This window comes from Pseudoduganella ginsengisoli (genome assembly GCF_009720865.1).
Lineage (GTDB): Bacteria > Pseudomonadota > Gammaproteobacteria > Burkholderiales > Burkholderiaceae_D > Rugamonas > Rugamonas ginsengisoli.
This window is the reverse complement of the sequence record NZ_WNLA01000007.1, coordinates 121153-136151: the sequence shown is the minus strand read 5'-3', so window position 1 is coordinate 136151 and position 14999 is coordinate 121153. Positions and strand designations below refer to the sequence as shown.

General features: G+C 60.0%; 16 protein-coding genes. 3 read left to right on the top strand and 13 right to left on the bottom strand.

Annotated elements, in window-relative coordinates:
* Positions 1-4: 4 nt before the first annotated feature.
* The 8 genes from GM668_RS13175 to GM668_RS13140 form a co-directional block, all read right to left on the bottom strand.
* Entirely contained in the window at positions 5-931 is a 927-nt protein-coding gene (locus tag GM668_RS13175; RefSeq protein WP_155439420.1) for an ABC transporter permease, read from the bottom strand.
* Positions 928-1821, bottom strand: a complete 894-nt coding sequence (locus tag GM668_RS13170; protein WP_155439419.1) for an ABC transporter permease — start codon at positions 1819-1821, stop codon at positions 928-930. The genes GM668_RS13175 and GM668_RS13170 overlap by 4 nt, the downstream gene beginning before the upstream one ends.
* Before the next feature lie 9 nt (positions 1822-1830).
* Complete coding sequence (locus tag GM668_RS13165) at positions 1831-2946, bottom strand: ABC transporter ATP-binding protein (RefSeq protein ID WP_155439418.1); 1116 nt, start codon at positions 2944-2946, stop codon at positions 1831-1833.
* A gap of 71 nt (positions 2947-3017) precedes the next feature.
* The gene (locus GM668_RS13160; RefSeq protein ID WP_155439417.1) at positions 3018-4115 is read right to left on the bottom strand and encodes a polyamine ABC transporter substrate-binding protein; all 1098 of its coding nucleotides are present in this window, start codon (positions 4113-4115) and stop codon (positions 3018-3020) included.
* A gap of 83 nt (positions 4116-4198) precedes the next feature.
* Positions 4199-4537 carry a cupin domain-containing protein gene (locus GM668_RS13155; protein ID WP_155439416.1) on the bottom strand — a complete coding sequence of 113 codons (339 nt, stop codon included), beginning with the start codon at positions 4535-4537 and terminating at the stop codon, positions 4199-4201.
* A gap of 45 nt (positions 4538-4582) precedes the next feature.
* Entirely contained in the window at positions 4583-6088 is a 1506-nt protein-coding gene (locus GM668_RS13150) for an aldehyde dehydrogenase family protein (protein ID WP_155439415.1), read from the bottom strand.
* A gap of 17 nt (positions 6089-6105) precedes the next feature.
* Positions 6106-7062, bottom strand: a complete 957-nt coding sequence (speB, locus tag GM668_RS13145; RefSeq protein WP_155439414.1) for an agmatinase — start codon at positions 7060-7062, stop codon at positions 6106-6108.
* A 99-nt stretch (positions 7063-7161) separates the two neighbouring features.
* Positions 7162-8553 (bottom strand): NAD(P)/FAD-dependent oxidoreductase, encoded by a 1392-nt coding sequence (locus tag GM668_RS13140; RefSeq protein WP_155439413.1) that lies wholly within the window; start codon positions 8551-8553, stop codon positions 7162-7164.
* Positions 8554-8726: 173 nt separating this feature from the next.
* Here GM668_RS13140 and GM668_RS13135 point away from each other — a divergent pair, with 173 nt between their 5' ends.
* Positions 8727-11054 (top strand): TonB-dependent receptor, encoded by a 2328-nt coding sequence (locus tag GM668_RS13135; RefSeq protein ID WP_155439412.1) that lies wholly within the window; start codon positions 8727-8729, stop codon positions 11052-11054.
* Positions 11055-11067: 13 nt separating this feature from the next.
* The gene (locus GM668_RS13130) at positions 11068-11445 is read left to right on the top strand and encodes a GFA family protein (protein WP_155439411.1); all 378 of its coding nucleotides are present in this window, start codon (positions 11068-11070) and stop codon (positions 11443-11445) included.
* Between the two features lie 59 nt (positions 11446-11504).
* Here GM668_RS13130 and GM668_RS13125 read toward each other — a convergent pair whose 3' ends face one another.
* The 3 genes from GM668_RS13125 to GM668_RS13115 all read right to left on the bottom strand — a co-directional run bounded on the left by GM668_RS13125 (position 11505) and on the right by GM668_RS13115 (position 13145).
* Positions 11505-11891, bottom strand: a complete 387-nt coding sequence (locus tag GM668_RS13125; RefSeq protein WP_155439410.1) for a hypothetical protein — start codon at positions 11889-11891, stop codon at positions 11505-11507.
* A 50-nt stretch (positions 11892-11941) separates the two neighbouring features.
* The gene (locus tag GM668_RS13120; RefSeq protein WP_155439409.1) at positions 11942-12256 is read right to left on the bottom strand and encodes a hypothetical protein; all 315 of its coding nucleotides are present in this window, start codon (positions 12254-12256) and stop codon (positions 11942-11944) included.
* 277 nt (positions 12257-12533) lie between these two features.
* On the bottom strand, positions 12534-13145 hold the full coding sequence (locus GM668_RS13115) for a cysteine hydrolase family protein (protein WP_155439408.1): 612 nt from the start codon (positions 13143-13145) through the stop codon (positions 12534-12536).
* Between the two features lie 98 nt (positions 13146-13243).
* On the opposite strand from GM668_RS13115, the gene GM668_RS13110 reads away from it, so the two are divergent.
* A complete protein-coding gene (locus tag GM668_RS13110; protein WP_155439407.1) occupies positions 13244-14200 on the top strand; it encodes a GlxA family transcriptional regulator in 957 nt (318 codons plus the stop codon).
* A gap of 54 nt (positions 14201-14254) precedes the next feature.
* Here GM668_RS13110 and GM668_RS13105 read toward each other — a convergent pair whose 3' ends face one another.
* Both GM668_RS13105 and GM668_RS13100 read right to left on the bottom strand, forming a co-directional pair.
* Positions 14255-14602: a hypothetical protein gene (locus tag GM668_RS13105; protein ID WP_155439406.1), complete on the bottom strand. Its 348-nt coding sequence runs from the start codon at positions 14600-14602 to the stop codon at positions 14255-14257.
* Positions 14603-14654: 52 nt separating this feature from the next.
* Positions 14655-14984, bottom strand: coding sequence for a hypothetical protein (locus tag GM668_RS13100; protein WP_155439405.1), 330 nt, complete (start codon positions 14982-14984; stop codon positions 14655-14657).
* Between the last annotated feature and the right edge of the window lie 15 nt (positions 14985-14999).

Here is a 14999-nt window from a genome sequence, read left to right as displayed (position 1 = left end):
TTTTTTAATGTGTGCTGCTGACTGGAGCTGGTGCGGTCGAGGCAACAGCAGTTTTGGATACGGATGGCTGGGTATGCGTGACTGGCTTGATGGCCGGCGCGGCCACCGGCGCCGCCATGGCGCGGCGCGTTTCCGCCAGACGGCGGCGGCGTGCACGGGCTTCCAGCAGGCCGGACACGATGACGGCGCATGTCACCACCATGATGGTCACGGCCGCCACGGCATTGACAGTCGGGTTCAAGCCGAATTTCGCGCGGGAGAAAATCACGACCGGCAGCGTCGTGGCGCCCGGACCAGCGAGGAAGGCCGAGATCACGACATCGTCAAACGACAAGGTGAACGTCAGCAGGAAGGCCGACAGCAGCGCCGGCATGATCAGTGGCAGCGTAATGAGGAAGAACACTTGCAGCGGACGGGCGCCCAGGTCTTGCGCGGCTTCTTCCAGCGAGCCATTCAATTCGCGCAGGCGCGATGAAATCACGACGGACGCATACGCCATGCCCAGCATCGTGTGGCCGATCAGGATGGTGCTCATGTCGCGCTGGCCGAAACCAAATGCGCTTTGCACCATCACCAAGAGCAGCATGACGGACAAGCCCAGAATCACTTCCGGCATCACCAGCGGCAAATTCATCAGGCTGGAGAACAGCATGCGGCCACGGAAGCGTTTATAGCGTTCCAGCGTGTATGCGGCGAACGTGCCAAGAATCACGGACAGCAGGCCGCACAGCAGCGCCACTTTGATCGACAGGAAGAAGCCTGCAATCAATTCATCGTCGCGCAGCAGCGCTTGATACCACTTCAGCGAAAAACGGGTCCACACCGTCACCAGTGACGATTCGTTAAACGAAAACACCACCAGTGACAGGATAGGGAGGTACAGGAAGGCATAGACGGCAGCCATCCAGGCGCGGGAAAACCAGCGGATCATGATTTTTCTCCGAATTTGTTGAAGACTGCCATCGGCACCAGGATCAGCATGATCATCACGACGGCTACGGCGGACGCCATGGCCCAGTCGTTATTGCCGAAGAATTCATCCCACAGCACACGGCCGATCATCAGTGTTTCCGGGCCGCCCAGCAGTTCCGGAATCACGTATTCGCCCAGCGAAGGAATGAACACCAGCATGGAGCCGGCCACGATGCCGTTTTTTGACAGCGGCACCGTGATCAGCCAGAAGGCTTTCCACGGCGTGGCGCCAAGGTCGGCGGCCGCTTCCAGCAAGCGCGTATCGAACTTTTGCAGGTTGGCTACCAGCGGCAAGATCATGAACGGCAAATATGTGTAGACCATGCCCAGGGTCAGCGAGAACGGTGTGTTCAGCATTTGCAGCGGTTCGCTGATGACGCCCAGCGACAGCAGCACGTTGTTGAACAAGCCATTCGTGGCCAGCAAGCCTTTCCACGAATAGATGCGGATCAGGAACGACGTCCAGAACGGCAGCATCACGGCCATCAGCAGCGACGGGCGGATATGTTCAGGCGAGCGGGCCAGGAAATAGGCGAATGGATACCCGATCGCCAGGCACAGCACCGTGTTGATGGCCGCGTATTTGACGGACGACAGGTAGGTCGCCACGTACAGCGAATCCGTGAACAGGAACTGGTATTTGTTAAAGTCGACTTTGACGCTCAAGACACCATCAACCAGCGTCCAGGGCTTGATGATGGTGGCTTCGCCCATTTGCGAAAAGCTGAACTGCAGGATGATCAGCATGGGAATGGCCGTCAGCGTCAGCAGCCACGCGAACGGCACGCCGATTACGAGGCGCTGTCCGAGGCCGCCACGCAGCAGCCATTGTTGTATGCGTTCGAACATGGCGGCTCCTCAGCGGCCCACGACAACCATGGCGTCGTCGCTCCAGTGCAGGTGAACGTGGTCGCCTGCGTTGAATCCGAGGTCGTCGTGCCGGTAATGGTTCAAGTGCGTGACTTTGACGCGCTGGCCGTCCTTGAGGCGTACGTGGAATGCCGTCAAATTGCCGTAGTACGACAGTTCTTCGACCTTGCCGGCCACAGTGTTGTACGTCTGGTTGGCGGGTTCGCGCGAAATCGAGATTTTTTCCGGACGCAGCACGACACCAGCAGTCGAACCGCGCACGGCGGACACGCCGCGGCCCACGTAAATTGGGCAATTGGCCGTCTTGATCAGCGCGTGGTCGCTGTGGTCTTCCTCCACCGTGCCTTCGAACAAATTGACGCTGCCAATGAAGTCCGCCACGAAGCGGCAATTCGGCGATTCATAGATTTCTTCCGGCGTCCCCACTTGCAGGAAGCGGCCTTCGCTCATGATGGCAATGCGCGACGCCATCGTCATGGCTTCTTCCTGGTCGTGCGTCACCATCACGCACGTGACGCCCACCTGGTGGATGATGTTGGCCAGTTCTAGCTGCGTTTGTTCGCGCAGCTTCTTGTCGAGCGCGCCCAATGGTTCGTCCAGCAACAGCAATTGCGGGCGCTTTGCCAGCGAGCGGGCCAGCGCCACGCGCTGCTGCTGGCCGCCGGACAACTGGTGCGGTTTGCGCTGCGCGTATTTTTCCAGCTGCACCAGGCGCAGGTTTTGTTCCACCAGTTCCGCAATCTGCTTGGCCGGCATGCCGTCGCGGCGCAGGCCGAACGCGATGTTGTCCCATACCGTCATGTGCGGGAATAGTGCGTACGACTGGAACATCATGTTGATGGGCCGTTCATACGGCGGCATGGCCGTGATGTCCTTGCCCGCCAGCGAAATGCGGCCTTTGGTGGGCGTTTCAAAACCGGCCAGCATGCGCAGCAGCGTGGACTTGCCGCAGCCGGAACTGCCGAGCAGCGCGAAGATTTCGCCTTTATTCACGCTCAGGCTGATGTCGTCGACAGCGGTGACGGCATTGTCGTACACCTTGCTGACGTTATCGATGGAAAGGAATTTGGTGGGCAAAGCGCTGCCCTGGCTCATCTCGGCCATGATGGATCTCCTCAACTGCTTTGGAATCGGATAACGCCCTGGCCATGGCATGGCCGCGGGCGGGGGGAAGGTCAGACTCCGGTTTTGAACTTCGTGTACAGGCGCGTCATCGTGCGGCGGATGTCGGTGCCGACGCTGTCGGGCACCACCATCTTTTTCATGTCGTCAGGCTGCAGGAATACGGCCTTGTTTTGCGCCACGGCGGGTTTGACGAACTTCAGCGATTCCTTGTTGGCGTTGGCGTACAACACCTTGTTGGTGATGGATGCATGCACTTCCGGGCGCAAGATGTAATTGATCCACAGGTGCGCATTTTTGGGGTGCGGCGCATCGGCGGGAATGGCCATCGATTCGAACGACAGCAAGCCGCCGTTGGCAGGAATCAGCGTTTCGATTTTCTGGCCCGTCTTGTTGTCGATGGCGCGCTGGCGTGCCGAGTTGAAGTCGCCGGACCAGCCCAGCGCCACGCAGATGGAGCCGTTCGCCATGTCATTGATGTAGCCGGTGGTGGAGAACAGCGTGACATAGGGACGCACTTGCTGCAGGACCTTGAAGGCTTCCTGGTAATCGGCGGTGTTCTTGCTGTAGGGGTTTTTGCCCATGGCGTGCAGGGCGGACGGGAAGACTTCAGAGGCGGCATCGAGCAGCGACACGCCGCAGGATTTGAGTTTGGACGCGTATTCGGGCTTGAAGATCAAGTCCCACGCATTGGCCGGCATCGGTGTATTGCCCAGCGCGGCCTTGACCTTGTCCACGTTGATGCCGATCGTCGTATAACCCCACAGCCAGTTCACCAGGTGGGCATTGCCCGGATCGACCTTGGCAATCTGTTCCTGCACCACCGGGTCAAGGTTGTGCAGGTTGGGCAGCTGGTTCTTGTCCAGCTTTTGCATCAGGCCCGCTTCAATCTGCATCTTGGCCCAGATCGACGATGGCACCACGATGTCGTAGCCGGTTTTTCCCCCAACCAGCTTCGCATGCAGGATTTCGTTGGTGTCGTAAATGTCGTAGCGGACTTTGATGCCCGTCTCTTTTTCAAAATTGGCGACGGTCTCCGGCGCGATGTATTCGGACCAGTTATAGATATTCAGGACTTTTTCTTCCTGAGCCGATACGGTTGCGCAAGCTGCCAGCATGGCGGCGGTCACTACATGTTTGATCGATTTCATTTCAACTCTCCCAGTTGTTGAATGCGAAAACTTCAGCACAGCGTCGGGTGGGTCGCGCCGGTACGCCATCCACCCGGCGGGCCTTATTCGAGTACGACGTAGAATTTCTTGGCGTCTTCCATCGTGATCCAGCGGCCGGCAAAGCCTTTCGGCAATACGTAGCCCTGGCCGGCCGCGAATTCGCGGCGGCCGCCTGCGCTGTCGATCAGGGCCACGCGGCCCTCGGTGATCCAGCACGCTTCGTCGTATGGCATGGCAGGGAATTCCACTTCGCCCTGTTTTCCTTCCCACAGGCCGACGGCATAACCTTTATTCACGCCTTCGGCGGCGCGCCAGTCGCCTTCATCCATGCCATAGTCCAGTTTCTGGAAGCTGGCGATGCCCGCATTCAGGGCCACGATATCTGCTACGGTCTTGGTCATCTATATCTCCTTGGTGATGGTGCGTATTCGTTTGTTGGTTAAATTTCAGGCAGTACGCAAAACCTGTTTCATTTCCTGGTAGGCGCGCATCCCTGCCACACCCAGTTCGCGGCCGATGCCGCTGCGTTTGAAGCCGCCCCAGGACGTGCCGGGGAAAATCATTTGCGGCGCATTGATCCACACCAGGCCAGCCTGCAAGCCGTCCGACATGGTTTTTGCCGCTTCGCTGTTTTCCGTTACCACGGTGGCGACGAGGCCGAACTGGCTGTCGTTGGCGATTTGCACGGCTTGCTGGTAGGTGCTGAAGCGGCGCACGCACGCCACCGGACCGAAGATTTCTTCTGTCCATAACGGGTGGTCATGCGGCACATCGGCATACACGCGCGGCGCGATAAAGAAGCCGGGGGGCGTGTCTTCCGGCAAATGGCCTTTGGCCAGCACGGGAATGTTGTCGGCGTGGGCGCGCGCCACGTAGCCCAGGATTTTTTCCAGCTGGCGGGCGCTGATGACGGGCCCCATATTCGCGTCCGGGCCGCCCACTTTCAGCGCTTCCACTGCCGCCTTCAGGCGCGAAGTGAATTCATCGTAGACGCTGTCCTGCACGAGGATACGCGACGTGGCGGAACACATTTGGCCGGCGTTGCAAAAGGCGCCGCTGACGGCCAGTTCGACGGCAAGGTTCAGGTTGGCGTCGGCGCACACGATCAGCGCGGATTTGCCGCCCAGTTCCAGGCTGACGCGGGCCATGCGCTGCGCGCATTCACGCATGACGGCCACGCCGGTTTCCGTGCTGCCCGTGAACGATACTTTTGCCATGCCGGGATGCGACACCAGTGCGCGGCCCGTGTCGGCGCTGCCGAATACGAGGTTCAACACACCTGGCGGCAAGCCCGCTTCATGGATCAAATTGGCCAGCGCCAGTTCGGCAACCGGCGTCAATTCCGACGGCTTCAGCACAATGGTGCAGCCGGCCGCCAGCGCTGCCGCGACTTTCCATGCGGTCGTCACCATCGGGAAGTTCCATGGCACGATCAGCGCCACCGAGCCGCACGCTTCATAGTGCATTTGCGCGCAATAGCTGGCCACACCGAGGTCCAGGTCTTCCACCTGCAGGTTTTTCATATTGGCGCACACGTCGCCGTAGTAGCGGAACGTGTTGATGACATCCAGCACGTCGACTTCCGCTTCGCCGGCAGGCTTGCCATTGTTGTGGCGCTGCAGCGCGGCCAGTTCGTCGTGCGCCTGTTCGATGCGGTCCGCAATGGCGCGCAAAACGCGGGCGCGTTCCAGGCGGTTTTTGGCCTTCCACGATGGCAGTGCGCGGGCGGCGGCTTTCGCGGCTTTTTCCACTTGCACAGCCGTGGCGGCATGGAATTCGCCGATGGCGGATCCGGTGACCGGATCGAGCACGAAATGCTGGCCGCCGCCGCCGTTTTCACATTTGCCGTTAATCAGCGCGCCAGGCAGGGACAGCGCGGCGCCTTGCGCCAGCGCGGAAGCCAGTTCGGTGGGGGCCACGGTGAATTGGCATTGGGTGTCGCGGGTATTCATGGGGAGTCTCCGAAGGATCAGCGGTAGGCGACGCCAGGCAGTACGCACAGCGCTTCGAACGCCAGGTTGGCGGCCAGCAGCGACGTCAGGCCCGCGTTGTCGTATGCCGGCGCCACTTCCACCACGTCGGCGCCGACGATATTCAGGCCGCGCATGCCGCGGATGATTTCCAGGCCCTGGGCGACAGTCAGGCCGCCCACTTCCGGCGTACCGGTGCCCGGTGCAAAGGCAGGATCGATGCCGTCGACGTCAAAGCTCAGGTACACGGGCCGGTCGCCGATGCGCTGCGCGATTTCCCTGATCAGCGGAGCGAGGGATTTGTTCCAGCACTCTTCCACCTGGACCACGCGGAAACCCTGTTTGCGGCACCAGTCAAAGTCTTCCGCTTCATAGCCGGTGCCGCGCAAGCCGATTTGCGTCACGTATTCCGTTTGCAGCAAACCTTCTTCGACAGCGCGGCGGAATGGCGTGCCGTGCGCGATTTTTTCGCCGAACATGGTGTCGTTGACGTCGGCGTGCGCATCGACGTGCACCAGCGCCACAGGACCGTGCTTTTTCGCGATGGCGCGCAGGATCGGCAAGGTCACCGTATGGTCGCCGCCCAGCGAAATCGGAATGCAGCCGTGGGCCAGGATGCCGTCATACGCTTCCTCGATGCGGCGGATCGAGTCGTGCAGGTTGTAGGAATTGATGGCGACGTCGCCAATGTCCGCCACTTGCAGCGAATCGAATGGCGCGGCGCGGGTGGCCATGTTGTAAGGGCGCAGCAGCACGGATTCGGAGCGCACGTGGCGCGGGCCGAAACGGGCGCCCGTGCGGTTCGAGGTGCCGAGGTCAAACGGGATGCCGACGAAGCAGGCATCAAGACCCTCGGCGGTTGGCGCGTGCGGCAGGCGCATCATGGTCGCGATGCCGCCACTGCGCGGCATCTCATTGCCGCCCAAAGGCTGGTTCAGGGAGGTTTGCGCTTGCATGTTGAACAAATCCTTTCGATAACGGTCCCGCCGGGCCGTGGTCGCGCCACAGCCAGCAGAGAAAAATGTGCAGTAAGAGGAGTCCGGGCCGGCCGGGAATTACATGGGGAAGCCGAGCTTCTTGATACCGTTGATCCACATGCGCTTCCATCCGCCTTCGGAATCGGCGCCATCAAAGGCGTGGAAGGTGATCTTGGCGCCAGCCCAGCGGAATGGTTCCGGGGGGATCCACGACGGGCCCTGCGTGGAAATATCCAGCGAGCGCTCAGGCGTTTTGCGGTCGAACAGGATGTTTAATCCCATCAGCGCGCCGAAGCGGCTGCCTGCCACGCCAAAGCCTGTATAGCCGGCCACGTACACGACTTTCTCGTTGAAGTAGCGGCGCGCGAAGACGGCGCCACGCGAGCAATAGTCGATCGGGCCGCCCCACGCGTGCGAGAAGTGCACGTCATGCAGTTGCGGGAAGGTTTGATAAAACACTTTGCCCAGCGGGTGATATGTGGATTCTTCGCGGTCTTGCGCAGGGTTGTTGTTGCCGTTGAAGTGGTAGCTCACCAGGCCGCCGAAGATGATGCGGTTATCTTTCGTCAGGCGGTAGTAATTCAATTGCGTGCGCGTGTCATACACGCCCTGGCGGTTTTTCCAGCCAATGCGGTCCAGCTGTTCCTTGCTCAAAGGCTGGGTGGCCAGCACGTGGTCGCGCACTTGCATGACGCGGCGGCCGATATCCTTGATGCCGACGTGCGCCGTGCCGGTGCCCAGCAGTACGCGCGGCGTGCGGATGCGGCCGGCCTGCGTATGCACCAGCATGGTGGCGCCGCAATCTTCGAATTTCGTCAGCGGCGACATTTCATACAAACGTACGCCCAGTTTCAGCGCAGCGGCTTTCAAGCCCCACGCCATCTTGGCCGGGTGGACGATGCCGCTGCGGTCGCGCGACCACATGGCGCCTGCATACAGCGGCGAGCCAAGCTGCGCCTGCGCTTCTTCACGGTTCAGCAGCACGACGTTGTGGCCATGCTGTTTGTGCAGCATGAAATCCTGTTCCAGGTGTTCCAGGTGGGCGTCGTCGACGGCCACCGTCATTTCGCCATTCCATTCCAGGTCGGCGTCGATGCCATAGCGCGCCACGGTGGCCTTGAAGCCATCCAGGTTGTCGTGGCCGAATTGTTCGAGGATGTCGAGGTCTTTAGGGAAAACGCGGGTGGCGTTCGGCAGGCCGTGCATGACGGAAGTGGAAATGATGCCGCCCGCGCGGCCGGATGCGCCATAGGCGACTTTGCCGGCTTCGATCACCACCACGTCCAGGTGCGGCATCAATTCCTTGGCTTGCACGGCAGCCCACAGGCCCGTAAAGCCGCCGCCGACAATCACCAGGTCGGCCGTGGTCTGGCCGATCAGTTCACGTTCGACTTGCGGCGCCAGCGGGTTGTCCAGCCAATAAGGGAACAGCTTGACGTCCTTGAAACACTTTTCGATAGCGCCCTTCATCTCCATCTCCTGCTTTTTAGCTTATTGATGTGAAGTAGTCTATCGCCGCATATGCATATGAAAAATCACGACATATCTATCTTTACTTTGATGGCAACCGGGGTAACGGACGTGGTTACAATATGGGATTGTTAAAATACAAAGTTATAACTTAGATCAAGGAAAGAGCTCCCATGCATATCCGCCGCACCGTCTTAGCTTACTCCATTGCCGCTGCCTTTCTCCCCTCTGCCGCGTGGGCGCAGCAGCAGTCCGACCAGATCGAAGTCGTCACGGTGACGGCGCAAAAGCGCAAGGAAGACCCGAACAAAGTGGCGATGAGTATTTCGGCGGTCAGCGGTGCGCAGCTGCAGTCGCAGCACGTGGCGGACTTCACGGATTTGACGCGCGTGGTGCCGAATATTTCGTTCACGGCGGCCACTGGCAATGGCGGGGCCGGTCCCGGCACGTCGAACATCGAAGTGCGCGGCATCAGTTCCGCCGCGGGCGCCGCCACGGTCGGCATTTACCTGGGCGACGTGTCGCTCACCGTGGGCAATGTGTACACGATGGGGACGGTGGAACCGAAATTCTTCGACATCGACCGGGTCGAAGTGCTGCGCGGCCCGCAGGCGACGCTGTACGGCGCCAGCTCGATGGGCGGCACCATCAAGTTCGTGCCGAATGAGCCGGACTTGAAGGAGCGCGAATTCACCACCTATGCGGATGTCTCCGCGCTGAAGGGCGGCAGCACCAGCTATTCCGCCAATGCGGTGGCGAACTTCCCGCTGATCGATGATGAACTGGCGCTGCGCATCGGCGTGCAGACGCAGCGCGCCGGCGGCTTTATCGACCAGGTCGATGGCGCGGGCAAGGTGCTGGCGAACGACATCAACAAGATCGATGACCAGGAATTGCGCATGGCGCTGAAGTGGAAGCCGCTGCGCACGTTGACCGTCACGCCATCGTTCTATTACCAAAAAGTGGATGCGAAGGATATTGCGGCGTTCAATTTCGAATTGCCGCCCTATCAGGCGAAAAAGCAGGTGCGCGAGCCATCGAAGGACGTGCTGCAAACGGCGAACCTGGCCGTGAACTGGGATCTGGGCTGGGCTGATTTCGTGTCCAGCACCAGCTACTTCAAGCGCAAGTTCGACCGCACGCAAAATGGTTCCGCGTACAACAGTTATTCGCTGTCCACGTTCCTGACGTCGACCGACGACGGCGGCAATGCACCGCCTGAATTGATCGATGCGATTGCAGGCTTGCCGTCGGCAGTCTTGATCAATAACCGCGTGCGCCAGGTGGCGCAGGAATTCCGCCTGGCGTCGCGTCCTTACGATGAAAAAGTGTCGCCGTGGACGTGGCTGGGTGGCATGTACTTCTCGAACCAGCATACAGGCATCGATGAAAACGACCCGATCTTCGGCGTTAACGCGACGTTTGCCAGCTTTGGCTACAAGACGCCGGATCCGGACTTGCTGCCGGGCTGGAACGCGGGTTCCTTCCCGGGCGATAACTCGTTCCAGGGCGTGTTCCGCTACCGTGAAAAGCAAAGTTCGATTTTCGGCGAAGCGAATTACTACTTCACGCCGGCGCTGCACGCGACCATTGGCGCGCGCTACCTGAAGGGCGATTCCATCCTGAACCAGCGCAATGGCCTGTATCTGGCGGGGGCGGGCAACAACAGCAGCACCAGCCTGTCGTCGAAAGCCTTTACGCCGAAGTATGCGGTGACGTGGGACATCAGCCCGCAGCACACCGTGTATGCGACGGCAGCTAAGGGCTTCCGCCTGGGCGGCTCCAACGTCTTCGTGCCGCCTACCACGTGCGGCGATGACCTGGCGGCCAACGGCCTGACGCAAGGCCCGGCGACCTACGCATCGGACAGCCTGTGGAGCTATGAGGCGGGCAGCAAATCGCGCTTCCTCAACAACCGCGTGTCCGTCAATGCGGACGTGTTCTACATCAAGTGGAAAAATATCCAGCAGGGCGTATATCTGCCGACCTGCACGTACACGTACAACGCCAACGCGGGCAATGCCGTCAGCAAGGGCTTTGAATTCGACATCAAGGCCAAGCCGGTATCCGGCCTGACGTTGAGCGCGGCGGGCGGCTATGTGCAAGCGGAATTGTCGAATGACGAAGGCATCAACAATGGCGTGCTGGGAGCCGTGCGCGGTGCGCAGGTACAGGGCGTGCCGAAATATAACGCGTCCGTCAGCGCGCAATACAACTTCGCCGTGTTTGGCGACAAGAGCGCGTTTGTCGCGGGCGGCGTGCAGTGGGTCGGCCCATCCAAAGGCTCGCTCAATACCACCAGCACGGATTACGAGCGCCCTGCCTACCACACGGCTGATTTCAGTGCGGGCCTGTCCGTTGACCGCTACAAGTTCACGGCCTACGTGAAGAACGCGTTTGACAACCATACGGTGATCCAGCATCCGCAGGTGGCGTCCATCGTGCAGGGTTACCGTGTGACGCCGCGCGCGATCGGCATGAGCGTGGCAGCGAAATTCTGATCAGGAGATTGCAATGGGCGACGACGTATTGCGTGGCAGCTGTTTGTGCGGTGGCGTGGCATACAAGGCCGATGGTCCTGTGAAGCATACCAGCCACTGTTACTGCACGATGTGCCAGAAGCAGCATGGCGCGGCGTCCGGAACGTATGCGAATGTGGCGCGCGCCACGTTCGCGTATGAGCGGGGCGAAGACCTGGTAACGGAATATGCGTCGTCCGATCACGGACGGCGCGGCTTTTGCAAGGTTTGTGGTTCCACTTTGTACTGGCGCAGCACGCAGGCGGAAGGCCGGATTGCAGTGACCTTGGGTACGCTGGATCCCGCTTATACGGGAACCGTGCAGCGGGAACTGCACACGGACACCAAGCCTTCCTGGCTGCCCGTGAAATAAAAAACTCCCGCCAGGTTGGACGTGGCGGGAGTTGTACTATTGTATTACCTGAAGCGGGATTACTTGGTGGCGGCGGCAACTGCAGGCGCTGCCGCTGGTGCTGCCGCAGCTTTTTCAGCTGGCTTGGATTCTTCTTTCTTGCCGTGGTCTTTGGCCTTGTGCTTGGTGTGCGAAGCGGTCTTTTCAGTCTTCGCATCGGCCTTCACTTCGCCTTTGACGTCGGTCTTCGCGGCTTCTTCCTTCTTCACTTCCTTGGTGTCGGCCTTGGCGGCAACCTTGGTGTCCTTGGCTTCCGCTTTAACTTCAGTTTTCACAGGGGCTTTGACTTCGGCTTTGGCTTCGGTCTTGGCCGGCGTTGCAGCCGGCGCGGCGGCAGGAGCAGGCGATTGAGCAAAAGCAGCGGTAGCAAACAGGCCGGCGATCAGGGTAGCGATAGTCTTGGTCATGATAGTTTTCCTTTAAATTTGATATATACGGTTTATTCTGTATTTCGGGATTACTTGGCAGCTACGGCTGGTGCTGCCGGAGCCGCTGCCGCTTGTTCAGCCGGCTTGGCTGCCTTGCGATGCTTTTTGTGTTTGGTGTGCGACGCGGTTTTTTCAGTTTTCGCGTCGGCCTTCACTTCGCTTTTTGCTTCCGTCTTCGCAGCTTCCTTGACTTCCGCCTTCACCGGCGCTTTCACGTCAGCTTTGGCTTCCGCTTTTGCTGGCGCCGCAGCTGGAGCGGTAACGGTGGCGGAAGGTGCTGGCGCTTGAGCGAAAGCTGCGGTAGCGAACAGGCCGGCGATCAGGGTAGCGATGGTCTTGGTCATGATATTCAGTCCTTAAATTCTATATAAACGGTTTATTCAGTATTAACGGCTGTCTGGTGTTACTTGGTCTGTTCTGCTGCTGGCTTTACTTGTTTCGTTTCGTGCACTTTGCTGTGTCACTTGAGCATAAAACGGACGCCGGAATACTGTCGTTGACGGTCTTTACACGTGCTTACAATTGATGGGATTACTTACAATCTGCGTGTCATCCACCTCTGTAAACGCAAGCAGGCCGCACCGGCATGTTTGCCGGTGCGGCCTGTATCGATGCTGATTTTTATACTGTTGGCAGGCGCAGGATCTCTTCTGTGGCGAGGATGTCGCCAAATGTGTCGGCGATCGCCGCCAGCGATGCACGGTGCAGCGCGGCGTGTGGCAGCACGGCGCCATCCTGCATGTCCAGGTCGCGCGTAGCGCATGCATCGCTGGCCACCAGCACGCTATAACCCAACGGTTCCGCGTCGCGCGCGGCGCCGGCCACGCACGCATGCGTCATCAGGCCCGTGATCAGCACGTGCTGCACACCGGCTGCTTTCAGGCGCGCATCGAGGCCGGTGCTCTGGAAGACACTGACGGTGGATTTCTGCAATACCGTGTGGCGTGGCGCCGGCTGCAGCTCGCTGTGCTGTTGCGCGCTGTCGCTGCCTGCCGCGAAGATGGGGCTGCCGGCAGGCGTCACGTGCTGGATATGGAAGACGGGGATGTTGTGGCGGTCTGCATGGGCCACCAGCTTGCGCGTGTTGCGCAGCGCGTTCAAGCCATCGGGAATCGGCATCTTGCCGGTGAAGTATTCATTTTGAAAATCGATCACCAGCAGCGCCGTGCGAGCGGTTTCGATCGTGTGCGGGGCGGTAGCGCCCACCATGGTGCGGATGGTCGGGTGGTTCATTTGAAGCTCCTGTGTTGAGTTGAGAACAGGGCGAAGTATCGGGCTGGTATGCATTTGCCGAAAGCCGTCAAAAAGACAAGATATGCTAGGATCGGGCCATGTTGAAACCTGCGCACACCGTCGCTGTCCTTGCATTCGACGGCATCAGTCCCTTCCACCTGTCAGTCCCCTGCATGGTGTTCAGCGACGACGTGTTACGTCTTGATGTGCCCCGCTACGGCCTGGTCATTTGCGGTCAGAAAACGGGCCCGATTGCCACCATGTCGGGCTTTGACATCGTGGTCGAGCGTGATTTGTCCGCGCTGGCGCAAGCCGACACGGTGATTGTTCCCGCCTGGCCGGATCCCGATATCGCGCCGCCGCAGCCGCTGCTGCAGGCGCTGCGCGATGCCCATGCGCGCGGCGCACGCATTGCCGGCTTGTGCCTGGGGGCATTCGTGCTGGCGGAAGCAGGGTTGCTCGATGGCCGCACGGCGTCCACGCACTGGGTGTGGGCGGATGATTTCGCCCGCAAATATCCGAACGTGACGCTGGACCGCAACGTGCTGTACGTCGACGATGGCAATATCCTCACGTCAGCCGGCACGGCGGCCGCAATTGATTGCTGCCTGCATTTGCTGCGTTGCGATTACGGTGCGGAAGTGGCGGCCCGGGTGGCGCGCCGCATGGTGGTGGCGCCCGTGCGCCATGGCGGACAGGCGCAATACATTGAACAGCCATTGCCCAAGTCCATGGGCAACGACCCGCTCAGCGTGGCGCTGGACTGGGCTATCGCGAACCTGGCGCAGCCGGTCAGCGTCGATCTGCTGGCGGAGCGGGCAGCCATGAGCCGCCGCAATTTCACGCGGCGCTTCAAAATGAAGACGGGAACCACTGTGGCGCAATGGCTGATCAATTGCCGGCTGGCGGTGGCGCAGCGCTTGCTGGAAACCACGGCACTGGCCATCGATCTGGTGGCGGACCAGGCCGGATTTGGTTCCGCTGCGTCGCTGCGGCAGCACTTCACGGCAAAGTTCGCCGTGTCGCCGGCGGCATACCGCAAGCAATTCCGCTGAAAAATAAAAAAGCTCCTGCCGTGACAGGAGCTTTTCTATGGAGGGGGCGGTGTATTACTTGGTGGTGGCGGCTACCGCAGGTGCTGCGGCGGGAGCCGGTGCCGCTGCGGTTTTTTCAGCCGGCTTGGTTTCATCTTTCTTGGCGTGTTCCTTGGCCTTGTGCTTGGTGTGCGACGCGGTCTTTTCCGCCTTCACTTCGCCTTTCGCTTCAGTCTTCGCGGCTTCTTCCTTCTTCACTTCCTTGGTGTCGGCTTTGGCGGCAACCTTGGTGTCTTTGGCTTCCGCCTTCACTTCAGCCTTGGCAGGCGTTGCAGCCGGTGTGGCGGCGGCAGGGGCAGGCGATTGAGCAAAAGCAGCGGTAGCAAACAGGCCGGCGATCAGGGTAGCGATGGTCTTGGTCATGATATTCGTTCCTTAAATTCGGTATAAACGGTTTATTCAGTACGGCTGCTGATTACTTGGTGGTGGCGGCGACGGCTGGTGCTGCTGCCGGAGCCGGCGTCGCCGCTGCGGTTTTTTCAGCCGGCTTGGCTTCTTTGCTGTGTTCTTTGTGCTTGGTGTGCGACGCGGTTTTTTCAGTTTTCGCGTCAGCCTTCACTTCGCTTTTCACTTCCTTGGTGTCGGCCTTGGCAGCAACCTTGGTGTCCTTGGCTTCCGCTTTGACTTCAGCTTTGGCTTCGGTCTTGGCTGGCGTTGCAGCCGGTGCGGCGGCTGGAGCTGGCGATTGAGCGAAAGCTGCGGTAGCGAACAGGCCGGCGATCAGGGTAGCGATGGTTTTGGTCATGATATGTAGTCCTTA